We start from the raw sequence: 16555 nt of genomic DNA, 5'->3' as shown, positions 1-16555 counted from the left end.
GTGGCGTTACAGCTGACTGGCTGGGATCAGTGGTGGCCGTGGCCGCTCGTGATCTCCTTGTACTCCTCGACGGTCGGCTTGGCGATCTGGCTGTCCTCGCCGTAGTACGACTCGCTGAGCTTGGCGCGGAGCTTCTCCGAGCCCTTGACCTTGCGCTTGACCCCGTTCTCGTCGGTGGTCGCGCCGATCGCGACGGGCTCGTACTGCTCGTGCGCGGTGAGCGTGTGCAGCTGCTCCTGGCTGAGCGGCTCGTGGATCTCGATGAACTCACCGTGCGGGAGCCGCTTGATCGTGCCGGTCTCGCGCCCGTGCAGCACCTTGTCCTTGTCGCGGCGCTGGAGGCCGAGGCAGATCCGCTTGGTGACGATGAACGCGAGGACGGGGAGGACGAAGAAGCCGATCCGGACGAACCAGGTGATCGCGTTGATGGAGAGGTGGAAGTGGGTGGCCCAGAGGTCGTTCCCACCGCCGATCAGCATCACGAAGTACGCGGTCAGCCAGGCCACACCGAACCCGGTGCGGGTCGGGGTGTTGCGCGGCCGGTCCAGGATGTGGTGTTCGCGCTTGTCGCCGGTGACCCAGGCTTCGATGAAGGGGTAGACGGCGATGGCGACGAGCACCAGCGGGAAGATCACGATCGGGATGAACACGCCCAGGACGAGCGTGTGGCCCGCGAAGTTGATCTCCCAGCCCGGCATCACACGGACGAGACCCTCGGCGAAGCCCATGTACCAGTCGGGCTGGGCGCCGGTCGACACCTGGTCGGGCCGGTAGGGGCCGAGCGCCCAGATCGGGTTGATCTGCGCCACGGCCGCGATGACCGCGATGACACCGAAGACCAGGAAGAAGAACCCGCCGGCCTTCGCCATGTACACGGGCAGCAGGGGCATGCCGACGACGTTGTTGTTCGTCTTGCCGGGACCCGCGAACTGCGTGTGCTTGTGGTAGAAGACCAGGATCAGGTGGGCCACCATCAGGCCGAGCATGATGCCCGGCAGCAGCAGGATGTGGACCGAGTAGAAGCGGGCCACGAAGTCGCCGCCGGGGAACTCCCCGCCGAAGATGAAGAACGACAGGTACGTGCCGACCACCGGGATCGACAGCAGCACGCCCTCGATGAACCGCACACCGGTACCCGACAGCAGGTCGTCGGGGAGCGAGTAGCCGGTGAAGCCGGTGAACAGCGACAGCACCAGCAGCAGCCAGCCGAACAGCCAGTTGACCTCGCGCGGCTTGCGGAACGCGCCCGTGAAGAAGACGCGCATCATGTGGATCATCATCGCGGCGACGAAGATCAGCGCCGCCCAGTGGTGGATCTGCCGGATGAGCAGACCGCCGCGCACCTCGAACGAGATGTGCATGGTCGAGGCGAACGCCTCACTCATCAGCTGTCCCTGGAGCGGGACGTAACTGCCGTGGTACTCCACCTCGTTCATCGACGGGTGGAAGAACAGCGTCAGGTACACACCCGTGAGGATGATGATGATGAAGCTGTACATGCAGATCTCGCCCAGCATGAACGACCAGTGGTCGGGGAAGATCTTGCGCATGTTGGCCTTGGCAAGGGAGTAGATCCCGAGCCGGCCGTCGGCCCAGTCGGCGACGCGCTCGCCGGCCGGTGCCTTCCCGCGTTCGCGGGACTCCTCTTTGGTGGTCGTGGTGCTCATCCGCGCTCCCAGAACGAAGGACCGACGGGCTCGTCGAAGTCGCCGAGCGCTTCAAGGTAGCCCTCGTCGTTGACGCCGATGCGCAGCTGCGGCAGGGCGTGGCCGGCGGGGCCGAAGATCACCCGGGCGCCGTCGGAGAGGTCGAAGGTGGACTGGTGGCAGGGGCAGAGCGCGTGGTGCGTCTGCTGCTCGTACAGCGAGATCGGGCAGCCGACGTGGGTGCAGATCTTCGAGTAGGCCACGATGCCGTCGTGCGACCACTCGAGCTCGCGCTTGTCCTTGATGTTCTCCGGCTGGATCCGGATGATCATCAGGGCCGCCTTGGCGATCTCCGTCTGGAACTCGTGGTCGTGCTCCTCCAGGCCCTCGGGCTTGGCGAAGGTCAGCGACCCGACCGCGACGTCCTCGGGGCGCAGCGGCTCGTTCGTGTTCATGTTGACGAGCAGCTTGCCCTTGGCCCACAGCGTGGTGCGCAGCTTGGTGCCGGGCAGCGGGCCGAGGTCGCGCAGCAGGACGACGCCGGAGAGCGGGAACATGGCCAGCGCGCCGAACATCGTGTTGCGGATCAGCTTGCGGCGGCCGAGCGCGGACTCCTTGGCGCCCTGCTTGAAGTCGGCCAGGACCTTGGCCTTGACCTCGGGGGACGCCTCGATCGGGTGGCGCTCGTCGGCGATCTCCACGTCGGACATCAGGGTGCGGGCCCAGTGGACCGCGCCCGCGCCGATGGAGAACAGCGCGACGCCGAGGGTCAGGCCCAGCGCGAAGTTCAGCGCGTTGAGGTGACCGATCGGGAAGACGTAGATCGACTTGTCGTGCGGGATCGCCACGTACGAGGCGATGAAGGCGACGGTCGCCAGCATCGAGACCGTGAACAGCAGGGCGACCGTGCGCTCGGAGCGCTTGGCGGCCCGCTCGTCGATGTCCTGGATGCGGTGCTCGTGGGGCGGGAGACCGGGGTCGGCGAACGGGTTCTGCTCGTCCGCGACGCCTACCGCGCCGTGCGCGTGATCCTGCTCTGCCGGCAGGTTCTCTTCTGGAATGTCTTGGCTACTCATGACTTCTTGGCCTTTGCGGTCCGAGCGGCGACCCAGACGGCGACCGCGACGAGCGCGCCGAGGCCGAAGATCCAGGCGAACAGGCCCTCGCTGACCGGGCCGAGGCCGCCCAGCTCCAGGCCGCCGGGGTTCACGGTCTCGTCACCGTTGACCGCGTTCAGGTACGCGATGATGTCCTTCTTGTTCTGCGGCGAGAGCGTCCCGTCGCCGAACGACGGCATGTTCTGCGGGCCGGTCTGCATGGCCTCGTAGATGTGCTTCGGGTCCACGCCCTCCAGCGTCGGCGCGAACTTGCCCTTCGTCAGGGCGCCGCCCTTGCCGGTGAAGTTGTGGCACTGCGCGCAGTTGGTGCGGAAGAGTTCGCCGCCCTTGGCGATGTCGGCGCCGTCGGGGCCGTACTCCGCCTTCGTCGGGACGGTCGGGCCCGCGCCCAGGGAGGAGATGTACGCGGCGAGCTGGTCGATCTGCGCCTGCGTGTAGATGACCTTCTTGCGGGGCACCTGCGCGCCCTGGGAGGTCGCGGCCGGCATACGGCCCGTGCCGACCTGGAAGTCGACGGCGGCGGAGCCCACGCCGACCAGGCTCGGACCGTCCGAGGAGCCCTGACCGCCGGTGCCGTGGCAGCTGGCGCAGCCGACGGCATAGAGCTTCTTCCCCTCCTCAATGGTGAGGGACTGGGCGGTTTCGTCGGCCTTCGCCCTGTCTGCGGGCGCGAACACGGCGTACAGCCCCCCCGTGCACGCCAGCGCGAGGAGTAGGACGACGAGCGCCGCCATGGGATGGCGTCGTCGTGCGGAGAGCTTTTTCACGGATTACCCCGGTGTCAGGATCTTCGGTGTCGGTGCGTCTGGGATGTGCGTTGCGATAACGCGGGCGGGATGCGGCCCGGCTACTTGATCATGTAGATCGTCGCGAAAAGGCCGATCCAGACGACATCGACGAAGTGCCAGTAGTAGGACACGACGATCGCGGCGGTCGCCTGTTCGTGCGTGAACTTCTTGGCCGCGTAGGTACGGCCGAGTACGAAGAGGAAGGCGATCAGGCCGCCCGTCACGTGCATACCGTGGAAGCCGGTGGTCAGGTAGAACACCGAGCCGTAGGGGTCCGAGGAGAGCGAGAGGCCCTCGTGCTTGACCAGCTCGGTGTACTCGTAGATCTGGCCGCCGATGAAGATCGCGCCCATCACGAACGTGATGATGAACCAGCCCCGGAGCTTCTTCACGTCACCGCGCTCCGCGGCGAAGACGCCGAGCTGGCAGGTGAGGGAGGAGAGCACCAGGATGGTGGTGTTCGTCGCCGAGAACGGGAAGTTCAGGGCTGACGCCATCTCCTTCCAGTGATCCGGACCGGTCACCGATCGGAGGGTGAAGTACATCGCGAAGAGGGCCGCGAAGAACATCAGCTCGGATGCCAACCAGATGATGGTTCCGACGCTGGTGAGGTTCGGCCGGTTGACCGACGGGTGCGCGTGCCCGGTTTCTGCTGTCGTTGCTGTCGCCACGACCGACATTATGTCGGTCGCTTATCCCGCCCTCACTCCGGGGGGTGCCGTTCGGAGTGTCACCGCCCGCCGAACCGGTGTTGACGTGGTGTTCAGCGGGGCGTATCGGGGAGTAGCATCCGGCCGGATGGGCCTTTCCGTACGACGCCAATGTCGCCGAAGTCACGGAGGAACGATGCAGCCGACCGCCACGGTGCTGGTCTACAGCGACGACGCGAACACGCGGGAGCAGGTGAGGCTGGCGACCGGCCGCCGGCCCGCGCCTGACACTCCGTTGGTGAGCTTTGTGGAGTGTGCGACGGCTCCGGCGGTTGTGCGGGAGTTGGACAAGGGCGGCATCGACGTCGTGATCCTCGACGGTGAGGCCGCGCCCATGGGGGGCATGGGGCTGTGCCGTCAGTTGAAGGACGAGGTCTTCAACTGCCCGCCGGTGCTGGTGCTGATGGGGCGGCCCCAGGACGCGTGGCTGGCCACGTGGAGCCGTGCGGACGGGGCTGTGACGCTTCCGGTGGAGCCGGTGGAGTTCGCGGGGGCGCTGGCGTCTCTGCTGCGGCAGGGGCGGCTTCAGAGCGCCTGAGGGGGCGGGGGGTTCTGTGGGTGCGCGAGTGCCGGTCGTGTGTGGTTGCTCGCGCCCTGCGGCGGAGCCGCTAATAGACACAGCCCCGCGCCCCTAGGTACGTCACACCATCGTCGGCTGCAATCTTGACGTGTCCCCCTGTGGGCCCTTCTTCGTCGTCAACGCGCTTCCCTCCTGCCACTTCTTCCAGGTGACGTTCCAGTCGCCGAAGCCGTTGCCGAAGGGTTCCATGTCGTCGCCGTAGCTGTTGATGACCTTGACCACGTCGCCCTCGCGGACGTTCTCGTAGAACCAGGCGGCGTTGCCGGTGCTCATGCCGGTGCAGCCGTGGGAGACGTTGGCGGAGCCCTGGGAGTCGACGGACCAGGGGGCGGCGTGGACGTATTCGCCGGACCAGGTGACGCGGGTGGCGTAGTAGACGGAGAGGTCGTAGGACTCGGAGGAGCCGGCGGAGATGCCGACCGTCGTGCCGCGCATGCGGACGTTGTACTCCTTGCCGAGGACGACCTTGACGCCGTTTCGGGTCTCGAAGCCGGGCTTGCCGGTGGTGACGGGGATGGAGTTGATCTCCTCGCCGTTCTTGTAGACGGTCATCCAGTGGGACGACGCGTCGGTGACGGCCACGACCTTGTCGCCGATCTTCAGGTTCAGGTCCGGTGTCTTCGCGCCCCAGAGCCGGTCGCCGATCTTGATGCCGTCGAGGTGGCTGTGGACGCGGATGCGGGCCTGGGCGGGCCAGTAGTCCTTGGGGCGGTAGTGGAGTTCCTTGGAGTCGACCCAGTGCCAGGCGCCCGGCACGGAGGGCGTGGAGTCGACCTTGAGGGCCCGCTCGACGACAGCGCGCTGCGCGGGGTCCTTGACGGGCCGGCTGAGCGTGGCGGTGATGGGCTGGCCGACGCCGTACGTACCGGCGTCGGGGCCGAAGGTGACCTCCAGGCGCTTCTTGGAGACCGGCGCCCCTGTGTCGAAGGTGAGGACGCGGCGGCCGGGCGCCCCGTCGTCGTCCTCGGTGCTCACGCGGACCGTGTAGTGGGCGTTCGCGGCCAGCGGCTCCGTGGAGTGCCACCGGCGCCCGTCGGCGGCGAGTTCGCCCGCGACGAAGCGTCCTGTGGCGTCGACGGCGGTGACGTCCGTGAGGGGCCCCTCGGAGTCCTTGACGGTGATCTCCAGCGGCTTGTCGGGGTCGGCCTTGCGCCCGTCGCCGGGGAGCCCGGCGAACACGACCTGGCCGGTCGCGTCGTACGGCCGTGAGGCGAGCGGGTGTCCGCCGCCCGAGCCGCAGGCGGCGGCGCCCGCGACCAGAGCGCTGACCAGCAGGGCGCAGCGGACGACTGTGGCGGGGCGGGGCGTCGTACGGTTCGGGTGGGTCATGGCTTCACGCTAGGAACGGCACGCCGACCCTGCGCGCCGAGTCACTCGTACGAGCTACCCGGTGTGCGGCGAAAGCGTGAGGCCGGACGCTCCTGACGGAGTGTCCGGCCTCGACGGCACAGCGGTGGTGCTACTGCGTGCGGTTCTCACCGCGGTAGTACTCGAAGACCCAGCCCCACAGCCCGACGAGGAGCAGCGGCACCGAGAAGTACAGCAGCCACCAGCCGACCGCGACCCCCAGGAAGGCGAGGGCGCCGCCGACGGCCAGGGACAGCGGCTGCCAGCTGTGCGGGCTGAAGAAGCCCAGCTCGCCGGCGTCGTCCGCGACGTCCGCCTCCTTGTTGTCCTGCGCTCCCGTGTCGACCCGCTTGGCCGTGAAGCCGAGGTAGAAGCCGACCATGATGCACAGGCCGAACGCGAGGAAGAGGGCGGTCGTACCGGCCGGCTCCTTCGACCACACGCCATAGACGACCGCCATGGCGAGGACGAAGACGCTCAGCCAGATGAACATCTTGCCTTGGACCTTCACTTGCCGGCCTCCTTGCCGCCCGCGATGGCCCCGGCGTGCGCGTGCTCGAGCTGCTGCTGTTCGAGCGCGACGATCTCCGGGTGGTGCAGGTCGAACGCCGGGGATTCACTGCGGATCCGCGGCAGGGTGAGGAAGTTGTGCCGCGGCGGCGGGCAGGAGGTCGCCCACTCCAGCGAACGGCCGTAGCCCCACGGGTCGTCGACCTCGACCTTCTTGCCGTACTTGGCGGTCTTCCACACGTTGTAGAAGAACGGCAGGATCGACAGACCGAGGACGAACGAGCTGATCGTGGAGATCGTGTTCAGCGCGGTGAAGCCGTCGGCGTGGAGGTAGTCGGCGTACCGGCGCGGCATGCCCTCGGCGCCCAGCCAGTGCTGGACGAGGAACGTGCCGTGGAAGCCGATGAACAGCGTCCAGAAGGTGATCTTGCCGAGGCGCTCGTCGAGCATCTTGCCCGTCATCTTCGGCCACCAGAAGTGGAAGCCGGAGAACATCGCGAAGACGACCGTGCCGAAGACGACGTAGTGGAAGTGGGCCACCACGAAGTACGAGTCGGAGACGTGGAAGTCCATCGGCGGCGAGGCGAGGATGACACCGGTCAGACCACCGAAGGTGAAGGTGATCAGGAAGCCGGTGGCCCACAGCATCGGTGTCTCGAAGGACAGTGAGCCCTTCCACATCGTGCCGATCCAGTTGAAGAACTTCACACCGGTCGGCACCGCGATGAGGAACGTCATGAACGAGAAGAACGGCAGCAGTACCCCGCCGGTCACGTACATGTGGTGCGCCCACACCGTCACCGAGAGACCGGCGATGGCGATGGTCGCGCCGACCAGGCCCATGTAGCCGAACATCGGCTTGCGGGAGAAGACCGGGATGACCTCGGAGATGATGCCGAAGAACGGTAGCGCGATGATGTACACCTCTGGATGGCCGAAGAACCAGAAGAGGTGTTGCCATAGCAAGGCGCCGCCGTTCGCGGCGTCGAAGACATGCGCTCCGAACTTGCGGTCCGCCTCCAGCGCGAACAGCGCCGCCGCCAGGACCGGGAAGGCCAGCAGGACCAGAACGGCCGTCAGCAGCACGTTCCACACGAAGATCGGCATGCGGAACATGGTCATGCCCGGCGCGCGCATGCAGATGATGGTGGTGATGAAGTTGACCGAGCCGAGGATCGTGCCGAAGCCGGAGAAGGCCAGACCCATGATCCACATGTCGGCGCCGACGCCCGGCGAGCGGACCGCGTCCGACAGCGGGCTGTAGGCGAACCAGCCGAAGTCGGCCGCGCCCTGCGGGGTGAGGAAGCCGCCGACGGCGATGAGCGAGCCGAACAGGTACAGCCAGTAGGCGAACATGTTCAGCCGCGGGAAGGCGACGTCGGGGGCGCCGATCTGGAGCGGCATGATCCAGTTCGCGAAGCCCGCGAAGAGCGGCGTCGCGAACATCAGCAGCATGATCGTGCCGTGCATCGTGAACGCCTGGTTGAACTGCTCATTGGACATGAGCTGGAGGCCCGGGCGGGCCAGTTCGGCGCGCATCAGCAGCGCCATGACGCCGCCGATGCAGAAGAACGCGAACGACGTGACGAGGTACAGCGTCCCGATCGTCTTGTGGTCAGTGGTGGTGAGCCACTTGACCACGACGTTGCCGGGCTGCTTGCGCCGGACCGGCAGCTCGTTCTCGTACGAGTCGGCCTCGGCACCCTGGGGTTCGTTGAGGATGCTCACAGGTTTGTCGTCTCCCGGTTCTTCTCGTGGGTGGTCTGCTCGATACCCGCGGGAACGTAACCGGTCTGCCCCTTCTCTACGAGTTCCTTGAGGTGCTGCTCGTAGCGCTCAGGAGAGACGACCTTCACGTTGAACAGCATCCTGGAGTGGTCGACGCCGCAGAGCTCGGCGCACTTGCCCAGGAAGGTGCCCTCCTTGTTGGGGGTCACCTGGAAGGCGTTGGTGTGGCCCGGGACGACGTCCATCTTCATCAGGAACGGCACCACCCAGAAGGAGTGGATGACGTCACGGGAAGTCAGCACGAAGCGGACCGTCTTGCCCTTGGGGAGCCAGAGGGTCGGGCCGGGGTTGTTGGTCTGCGGGTTCCGCTCACCGGGGACACCGCAGGTGTAGACGCCGCCCGCGTCCGCGGGGAAGTCCTTCTTGAACCGGTCCGGGATCGCGTCCAGGTTCTCGTCGGTCTTCGCGTCGCCGGTGGAACCGGGCACGTTCTCGATGTAGTTGAAGCACCAGCTCCACTGGAACCCGACCACGTTGACCGTGACGTCCGGCTTCTTCTCCAGGCTGAGGAGCTTCGACTCGTCCCGCGCCGTGAAGTAGAACAGGACCGAGACGATGACGATCGGTACGACCGTGTACAGCGCCTCAAGGGGCATGTTGTAACGCGTCTGCGCCGGTACCTGGATCTTGGTGCGGCTGCGCCGGTGGAAGAAAGCACTCCACAGGATCAGGCCCCACACCAGCACGCCGGTAACCAGCGCTGCCGCCCAGGACCCCTGCCACAGGGAGAGGATCCGCGGAGCCTCTTCCGTCGTGGGGGTGGGCATACCAAGGCGGGGGAAGTCCTTAGATGTGCAACCGGTGGCGGTCGCCAGGACCAGGCCCGCGGTCAATGCCTGGAGCAGCTTCCGCCGCATCGGGCGCCGCGGCGAGCGGTCGGAGCCGTTGGGACTCACGTAGCGCCTTCCCGAGAGTCTCGCCCGCGCGGGTTGGCTGCGGCCTGACTCCGTCGGTGGTCGGTGGCCGGGCGCCGCCCTGCGTCGGGCAGGGGTTTGGATGTTTATGCGGACCAAACCCTAGCCGACGCTCTTCGAGGGTTCGCGGGGAGGGGTGCCTTCTAACTCGGGTGGTTCGCTGGTTTGGCGGCTGCGGGTCCGTTGTGGCTGTTCGCGCAGTTCCCCGCGCCCCTATCGGCGATAGCGTGGGCCGGTGCCTTTCTTTGACGCCGCTTCCGGTTCTCCGCTTCATCCCGTCGCTCGTCAGGCTCTGTTGGCCTCTTTGGAGGACGGGTGGGCTGATCCTGGGAAGTTGTATCGGGAAGGGCGGAAAGCCCGGGTTCTGCTTGATGCCGCTCGGGAGGCCGCTGCCGAAGCCATTGGGTGTCGGGCCGATGAAGTTCGGTTCACCTCGTCCGGGACTCGGGCCGTACAGGTGGGTATGGCGGGCGTGTTGGCGGGGAGGCGGCGCGTGGGGGCTCACCTGATCGTGTCATCCGTCGAGCATTCTTCCGTGCTCCATGTGGCCGAACAGTGGGACGGGGAGGTCACCCAGGTGCCTGTAGGGCGGTTGGGTGCCGTCGGTGTCGAGGGGTATCGGGAGGCTCTGCGGGGGGATACCGCGTTGGCCTGTTTGCAGGCTGCCAATCATGAGGTGGGGACTGTGCAGCCGGTGGGTGAGGTGGCTGAGGTGTGTGGGGACGTGCCGTTGTTGGTGGATGCGGCTCAGGTTTTGGGGTGGGGGGATGTGCCGGAGGGGTGGTCCGTGTTGACCGGCAGTGCCCGGAAGTGGGGTGGTCCCGCCGGTGTGGGGGTGCTTGCCGTGCGGAAGGGGGTGCGGTTCGCGCCTCGGGAGGATGAGGAGTTCGGGAACCTGCCGGCCGTCGTCGCGGCGGTCGCCTCGCTGCGGGCCGTGCGGGCTGACGCCGCCGTCGAGGCCGTGCGGGTACGGGAGTTGACCTCGCGGATCCGGGAACGGGTCGCCCGGCTCGTACCCGACGTCGAAGTCGTGGGCGATCCCGAGCGGCGGCTGCCGGGGATCGTCACGTTCTCCTGTCTGTACGTCGACGGCGAGACGCTCCTCCATGAGCTGGACCGCGCGGGGTTCGCCGTCTCCTCGGGGTCGTCGTGCACGAGCGACACGTTGACGCCGAGCCATGTCCTCAAGGCGATGGGGGTGCTGAGCGAGGGGAACGTACGCGTGTCCCTGCCGGCGGGCGTGGCGGAGGCGGACGTGGAGAGGTTCCTCGATGTGCTGCCGGGGGTGGTGGCGGGGGTGCGGGAGAAGCTGGGGGCGGAGGTGACACCGGTTCAGGGGACGGTCGTCGACTCGCTGGGGAAGCGGTGCCCGATTCCGGTGATCGAGCTGGCGAAGGCGATCAGGAACGTGCCGGTGGGGGCGGTCGTGACGGTCCTGGCGGACGACGAGGCGGCCCGCCTGGACATTCCCGCGTGGTGCGAGATGACGGGCCACGAGTACGTGGGGGAGGAACCCCGGGAAAAAGGAAGGGCGTACGTGATCCGCCGGATCAAGTGAACGCCCTTCCTTCCGCTCAGCTCAGGTGGACCCGAACTTCCGCCGCCGCCTCTTCCCCGTACGCCTTGGCGAAGCGCTCCAGGAAGTGGCCCCGCTCCAGCGTGTACTCCTGCGTGCCCACCGTCTCGATGACGAGGGTCGCCAGCATGCAGCCGACCTGTGCGGCACGCTCCTTGGAGACGCCCCAGACGAGCCCGGACAGGAACCCGGCGCGGAAGGCGTCGCCGACGCCCGTGGGTTCGGCCTTGCGCTCCTCCTCGGGGACGCCGACCTCGATGACGGGCTCGCCGACGGCCTCGATGCGGACGCCGCGCGCGCCGAGGGTGGTGATCCGGTGGCCGACCTTCGCGAGGATCTCGGCGTCGGAGAGGCCGGTCTTGGACTCGATGAGGCCCTTCTCGTACTCGTTGGAGAAGAGGTACGTGGCGCCTTCGAGGAGTTCGCGGATCTCGGCGCCGTCCATGCGGGCGATCTGCTGGGAGAAGTCGGCGGCGAAGGGGACGCCCCGGGTCCGGCAGTCCTCCGTGTGGCGGAGCATCGCCTCGGGGTCGTCCGCGCCGATGGAGACGAGGTCGATGCCGCCGACGCGGTCGGAGACGGCCTTCAGCTCGATGAACCGCGCCTCGCTCATCGCGCCGGCGTAGAAGGAGCCGATCTGGTTGTGGTCGGCGTCGGTGGTGCACACGAAGCGGGCGGTGTGCCGGGTCTCGGAGATGTGCACGCACTGGGTGTCGACGCCGTGCCGGTCCAGCCAGGCACGGTATTCCGCGAAGTCGGAGCCGACCGCGCCGACGAGGACGGGGGCCGTGCCGAGCAGGCCCATGCCGAAGGCGATGTTCGCGGCGACGCCTCCCCTGCGGACCTCCAGCTGGTCCACGAGGAAGGAGAGCGAGACCGTGTGCAGTTGGTCCGCGACGAGCTGGTCGGCGAAGCGGCCGGGGAACGTCATGAGGTGGTCGGTGGCGATGGAGCCGGTGACTGCGATGCGCACGGCGGGGTCTCTCCAGAGGGGGAGGCGAAATGACAGTTCACGCTACCCGTTCGGGTGAGACCACAGAAGCGGGCGAAACTACCCGATAGTAGATCTTTCCCGGCGAGGCCACTCATGCCTACCGTGCCGCCATGACAACTTTCGAACGGTCCTTGACAACGGCTCCTGCGGACTTCGAGGGCGGCCTCGCGGAGCTGCGCGGGGACTGTGCTCGTATGGTCCCCCACTGGGCCGCTCCCGAGAAGGGCTCCGACCTGCCGATCTCGCCGTCGCGCATCCACGGGGTGCGCGTCCCGGCGGCCTCCGCGCGGCTGCTGGACGCGATGCCGGAGTACGGCGACTGATCCGGGGCGCGTCCGAGGGGAACCGTGCGCTCCCCCGCTGCGTCCCATCGCTGTCCCCCGTAAAGGGGAGGTGGGGTACGCCCCGCCTGCCGCCCCCACGGAACAGTTGCGCAGCAGAAGGAGCGATGCGGTGAACACCGAGCGACCCGACCACGACGGCACCGCGTCACCGACGCCGGAGGAGACCCCGACGCCGGAGAAGACGACGGCGAAGGCGGAGACCGAGGCGGACGGGACGAGGGCCGGGTCCGGGAAGCCGGAGGCCGAGGAAGCCGAGGCCGAGGTGGAAGCGGACGGCAGGACGGTGTCGCTCACCAAGGCCGAGGACGACGACGGCCGTATCCGCAAGCTCGGCCCGGTCGAGGAGGCACCCGGCGAAGAGGCCCGCGCCGCCACGCCGGACGACGATGTCGTGGTCGAGGACACCGGGGGCATCCGGCGTCTGGGGCCCGTCGAGGAGGTGTCCGGCGGCGACGCGGGGGACGTCGACGGTGACGTACACGTCATCGGCGCCCCCCGTAGGCGCCGGCCCTCCGCGCTGGTCGTGTCCATCGCCGCCGCCGCTGTTCTGCTGGTCGGGGCCGGCGGTGCGCTGATCGCCTCGAACGCCTCGGCCGGGCCGGACGGCGAGAAGGCGGCCGGGGTCCCCGCGCAGAGCGACTCCGACGGCGACGGCGCTCCCCCGCCGAACCTCGCGCTGGACGGGTACAGCGCGCCGTCCACCGGAGGCGGCAACGGCATCGCGCCCGGCGAGCCGAACCCGTACGGGACGACGTACCGGGCGACCGGCACTCTCCCCGACGGCCCGACGTCCGCGCCTGTCTACTGGGCGACCGGCGATGTGGACCAGTCGGAGGTCACGCGCCTCGCGAAGGCACTCGGCGTCGAGGGGACCCCCGTCGTGGAGGGCCCCGCCTGGCGGGTCGGCGGCGGCCAGGACGGCACGGGCCCGGTCCTGCGCGTCAACCGCACCGCCCCCGGCATGTGGACGTACATCCGCTACTCCCCCGGCACGGACAACTGCCCCGGCATCACGACCTGCGCGAAGCAGCCGATGGGCACGACGGTCGACCCGGTGAGCGAGGCGGCGGCCGAGGACGCCGCCGAGCCCGTGCTCAAGGCCGTCGGCCAGGACGACGCGAAGGTGGACGCGAGCCAGACGGCCGGCGCCCAGCGGGTCGTGAACGCGGACCCCGTGCTGGACAAGCTGCCCACGAACGGCTGGACGACCGGGATCACCGTGAGCGGCCAGGGTGAAGTCGTCAGCGGCACGGGGCAGTTGGCGGCGCCGGAGAAGGGTGCGTCGTACCCGGTGCTGAGCGCGGCGCGGACGCTTGAGCTGCTCAACTCGGCCCAGGGGACCACGCATCGGATGGGCATCGGCGGCTGCGCGGAGCCCGTGCCGCTGAAGGACCGGCTGGAGCAGCCGTGCCGGAAGGGGACGACGGCCGAGGGGCCTGAGCAGTCGGTCGCGAAGGTGTCGGGGGCGGCGTTCGGGCTCGCCGCGCACACCTCGCGGGGGAAGCAACTCCTCGTGCCGTCCTGGCTGTTCACCGTGGACGCGGCGACGCCGTACGTCGTGAGCTATCCGGCGGTCGACCCCAAGTACCTTGCCGGGGAGGCGACTCCGGCACCGTCCTCGCCGGGCAGGTCGCTGCCGCGGAACGTGAAGGTCGACGGATACACCGCCTCCGGCGACGAGTTGACCGTGCGGTTCACGGGCGGGGTGTGCGGGGACTACAGCGTGAGCGCGAAGGAGACGGCCGCGCAGGTGACCGTCACCGTGACGGAGACGCCGTGGCAGGACAAGGTCTGCATCATGATCGCCAAGGAGTACGACCGGACGGTGAAGCTGGAGAAGGCGCTGGGTGACCGGAAGGTCGTGGGGTCGGACGGGGCCGCGATCCCGATCGTGAAGCCCGGGGCGCGGCTGCCGGAAACGGTGCGGTAGGCGCGTACGGAAAAATGGCGGCGCCCCCTTCTTCAGGGGGTGCCGCCATTTTCGTACCGCTTAGCTGAACGAGTCGCCGCAGGCGCAGGAACCCGTCGCGTTCGGGTTGTCGATCGTGAAGCCCTGCTTCTCGATGGTGTCGACGAAGTCGATGGACGCGCCGCCCAGGTACGGGGCGCTCATGCGGTCGGTGACGACCTTGACGCCGTCGAAGTCCTTGACCACGTCGCCGTCGAGCGAGCGCTCGTCGAAGAAGAGCTGGTAGCGCAGGCCCGAGCAGCCACCGGGCTGGACGGCGACGCGCAGCGCGAGGTCGTCCCGGCCTTCCTGGTCGAGCAGGGCCTTCACCTTGGCCGCGGCGGCGTCACTCAGGATGATGCCGTCGGTGGCGGTGCTGGTCTCGTCCGATACGGACATCTACATCTCTCCCGGGTTGTACGGAGACTGCTTGCCGACGGTTGCAACCGACGGGGTCCCGGATTCATTCCGGGTCTGACGTTTCTTCTTCATGCTCGCACATGCCTCGCGGCACGGAAAATGCCTCGGCGGGGGTATCGGGGTGCCCGCAGGGATTCACGTCACATCGACGCTATGACCATCGTCAAAGTGACACTAATCGCGTTATCATAGATAACGTCAGATCGACGAAAAGTAGAAAGGGTGCGTGCCGTGACCACCGCCCAGACCACGGAGCTCGACGTACAGCCGACTCCGCTCGCCCTGTTGCTGCTCGGCCGCGAGGCCGACCCCCGGAGCGAGCGAGGCGTCGAGTGCCCCGGCGACCTGCCCTCGCCGTCCGACCCCGACCTGATCGAGCGGGCCCGCGCGGCCAAGGAGAAGCTCGGCGACAAGGTCTTCGTCCTCGGCCACCACTACCAGCGCGACGAGGTCATTCAGTTCGCCGACGTCACGGGCGACTCCTTCAAGCTCGCGCGGGACGCCGCCGCTCGGCCGGAAGCCGAGTACATCGTGTTCTGCGGCGTCCACTTCATGGCCGAGTCCGCCGACATCCTCACCTCCGACGACCAGAAGGTCGTCCTTCCCGACCTCGCCGCCGGGTGCTCGATGGCCGACATGGCCACGGCGGAGCAGGTCGCCGAGTGCTGGGACGTGCTCACGGACGCCGGGGTCGCCGAGCAGGTCGTACCCGTCTCGTACATGAACTCGTCCGCCGACATCAAGGCGTTCACCGGGCGGCACGGCGGGACGATCTGTACGTCGTCCAATGCCCAGCGGGCGCTGGAGTGGGCCTTCGAGCAGCGTCCTTCGGCGAAGGTCCTCTTCCTTCCCGACCAGCACCTCGGGCGCAACACCGCCGTCCGGGACCTCGGGATGTCCCTCGACGACTGTGTCGTCTACAACCCGCACAAGCCGAACGGCGGGCTCACCGCCGAGCAGCTGCGCGACGCGAAGATGATCCTCTGGCGGGGGCACTGCTCCGTGCACGGGCGCTTCTCGCTGGAGTCCGTGGAGGATGTGCGGGCGCGGATCCCCGGCGTGAATGTCCTCGTCCACCCCGAGTGCAAGCACGAGGTCGTGGCTGCGGCTGATTACGTCGGTTCGACCGAGTACATCATCAAGGCGCTGGAGGCTGCGCCGGCCGGTTCCAAGTGGGCCATCGGTACGGAGCTGAATCTCGTCCGGCGGCTCGCCAACCGGTTCGCGTCCGAGGGCAAGGAGATCGTCTTCCTCGACAAGACGGTGTGCTTCTGCTCGACCATGAACCGGATCGATCTGCCGCATCTGGTGTGGACGCTGGAGTCCCTTGCCGCAGGGAAGCTGATCAATCAGATCTCCGTCGACAAGGAGACGGAGAAGTTCGCGAAGGTGGCGTTGGAGCGGATGCTGGCGCTGCCGTAAACGTCTTTATCGCGCAGTACGCGGGGCGCTCTCTCGGTGGTTATCGAGGGGGCGCCCTGTGCGTTTCCTTTTGTGGGCCATGAGCTTTGGCCAACGATTCCGCTATTCCTCCGGGTTCAGCCGTCCCCCACGGCTCTTCGCGACCCTCAGCGCGTCCTCCAGCGCGGCGGCGAGCTGCTTCCCGGCGAAGGCCAACTCCCTGTACTTGGGGGCCGAGTCGCGCAACAGGTCCTTCGCGTGGCCCAGTACGTCCCTCGCGGAGTCCAGGAGTTCGGCCTCCACCCTGTCCGCGAGCCGGCTCATCCTGCTCTCCGGGTTGTCCGTGCTCAGGTAACACGGCATGCCCTTGTCCGAGACCCACGGCAGGAGCCGCATCGGACGTCCACTCGAATCTCGCACGTTCTTTTCTCTCTTTCCTTCGCAGGATCACCTTCTGTGCCACCATCATTG

General features: G+C 67.9%; 16 protein-coding genes. 5 read left to right on the top strand and 11 right to left on the bottom strand.

Features of this window, described 5'->3' with window-relative positions; translation table 11 throughout:
* Window positions 1-26: 26 nt before the first annotated feature.
* The 4 genes from qcrB to ctaE all read right to left on the bottom strand — a co-directional run bounded on the left by qcrB (window position 27) and on the right by ctaE (window position 4232).
* A complete protein-coding gene (gene qcrB / locus PV682_RS07010; protein WP_319725134.1) occupies window positions 27-1667 on the bottom strand; it encodes a cytochrome bc1 complex cytochrome b subunit in 1641 nt (546 codons plus the stop codon).
* Window positions 1664-2722 (bottom strand): cytochrome bc1 complex Rieske iron-sulfur subunit, encoded by a 1059-nt coding sequence (gene qcrA, locus PV682_RS07005; RefSeq protein ID WP_319725132.1) that lies wholly within the window; start codon window positions 2720-2722, stop codon window positions 1664-1666. Before qcrA ends, qcrB begins: the two co-directional genes overlap by 4 nt.
* Window positions 2719-3531 (bottom strand): cytochrome bc1 complex diheme cytochrome c subunit, encoded by an 813-nt coding sequence (gene qcrC, locus PV682_RS07000; RefSeq protein WP_319725130.1) that lies wholly within the window; start codon window positions 3529-3531, stop codon window positions 2719-2721. The genes qcrA and qcrC overlap by 4 nt, the downstream gene beginning before the upstream one ends.
* An 80-nt stretch (window positions 3532-3611) precedes the next feature.
* Window positions 3612-4232, bottom strand: coding sequence for an aa3-type cytochrome oxidase subunit III (gene ctaE / locus PV682_RS06995; RefSeq protein ID WP_055722353.1), 621 nt, complete (start codon window positions 4230-4232; stop codon window positions 3612-3614).
* 166 nt (window positions 4233-4398) lie between these two features.
* On the opposite strand from ctaE, the gene PV682_RS06990 reads away from it, so the two are divergent.
* Entirely contained in the window at window positions 4399-4800 is a 402-nt protein-coding gene (locus tag PV682_RS06990; RefSeq protein ID WP_319725128.1) for a response regulator, read from the top strand.
* Window positions 4801-4902: 102 nt separating this feature from the next.
* On the opposite strand, the gene PV682_RS06985 is transcribed toward PV682_RS06990, so the two are convergent.
* From PV682_RS06985 to ctaC, 4 genes are all read right to left on the bottom strand, one after another.
* Window positions 4903-6171 carry a L,D-transpeptidase gene (locus tag PV682_RS06985; RefSeq protein ID WP_319725126.1) on the bottom strand — a complete coding sequence of 423 codons (1269 nt, stop codon included), beginning with the start codon at window positions 6169-6171 and terminating at the stop codon, window positions 4903-4905.
* Between the two features lie 130 nt (window positions 6172-6301).
* Complete coding sequence (locus tag PV682_RS06980) at window positions 6302-6700, bottom strand: cytochrome c oxidase subunit 4 (protein ID WP_319725124.1); 399 nt, start codon at window positions 6698-6700, stop codon at window positions 6302-6304.
* On the bottom strand, window positions 6697-8427 hold the full coding sequence (gene ctaD, locus PV682_RS06975) for an aa3-type cytochrome oxidase subunit I (RefSeq protein WP_319725122.1): 1731 nt from the start codon (window positions 8425-8427) through the stop codon (window positions 6697-6699). Before ctaD ends, PV682_RS06980 begins: the two co-directional genes overlap by 4 nt.
* Window positions 8424-9383, bottom strand: coding sequence for an aa3-type cytochrome oxidase subunit II (ctaC, locus tag PV682_RS06970; protein WP_319725120.1), 960 nt, complete (start codon window positions 9381-9383; stop codon window positions 8424-8426). Before ctaC ends, ctaD begins: the two co-directional genes overlap by 4 nt.
* Window positions 9384-9636: 253 nt before the next feature.
* Between ctaC and PV682_RS06965 the strand changes: the two genes are divergently transcribed.
* Window positions 9637-10959, top strand: coding sequence for a cysteine desulfurase/sulfurtransferase TusA family protein (locus PV682_RS06965; RefSeq protein WP_319725118.1), 1323 nt, complete (start codon window positions 9637-9639; stop codon window positions 10957-10959).
* A gap of 16 nt (window positions 10960-10975) precedes the next feature.
* Here the strand turns inward: PV682_RS06965 and PV682_RS06960 are convergent, their stop codons facing one another.
* The gene (locus PV682_RS06960; RefSeq protein WP_319725116.1) at window positions 10976-11950 is read right to left on the bottom strand and encodes a carbohydrate kinase family protein; all 975 of its coding nucleotides are present in this window, start codon (window positions 11948-11950) and stop codon (window positions 10976-10978) included.
* Between the two features lie 131 nt (window positions 11951-12081).
* Here PV682_RS06960 and PV682_RS06955 point away from each other — a divergent pair, with 131 nt between their 5' ends.
* Window positions 12082-12294, top strand: a complete 213-nt coding sequence (locus PV682_RS06955; RefSeq protein WP_055720979.1) for a hypothetical protein — start codon at window positions 12082-12084, stop codon at window positions 12292-12294.
* Between the two features lie 130 nt (window positions 12295-12424).
* Window positions 12425-14245, top strand: a complete 1821-nt coding sequence (locus tag PV682_RS06950; protein WP_319725113.1) for a hypothetical protein — start codon at window positions 12425-12427, stop codon at window positions 14243-14245.
* A 60-nt stretch (window positions 14246-14305) separates the two neighbouring features.
* On the opposite strand, the gene PV682_RS06945 is transcribed toward PV682_RS06950, so the two are convergent.
* The gene (locus tag PV682_RS06945; RefSeq protein WP_046727393.1) at window positions 14306-14662 is read right to left on the bottom strand and encodes an iron-sulfur cluster assembly accessory protein; all 357 of its coding nucleotides are present in this window, start codon (window positions 14660-14662) and stop codon (window positions 14306-14308) included.
* A 252-nt stretch (window positions 14663-14914) separates the two neighbouring features.
* On the opposite strand from PV682_RS06945, the gene nadA reads away from it, so the two are divergent.
* A complete protein-coding gene (nadA, locus tag PV682_RS06940; RefSeq protein WP_319725107.1) occupies window positions 14915-16105 on the top strand; it encodes a quinolinate synthase NadA in 1191 nt (396 codons plus the stop codon).
* 102 nt (window positions 16106-16207) lie between these two features.
* Here nadA and PV682_RS06935 read toward each other — a convergent pair whose 3' ends face one another.
* Complete coding sequence (locus PV682_RS06935) at window positions 16208-16480, bottom strand: hypothetical protein (protein WP_319725105.1); 273 nt, start codon at window positions 16478-16480, stop codon at window positions 16208-16210.
* Window positions 16481-16555 lie beyond the last annotated feature (75 nt).

Origin of the sequence: Streptomyces niveiscabiei (assembly GCF_033794345.1) — a bacterium.
Classification (GTDB): domain Bacteria; phylum Actinomycetota; class Actinomycetes; order Streptomycetales; family Streptomycetaceae; genus Streptomyces; species Streptomyces niveiscabiei.
This window is presented reverse-complemented; position numbering and strand designations above follow the sequence as displayed.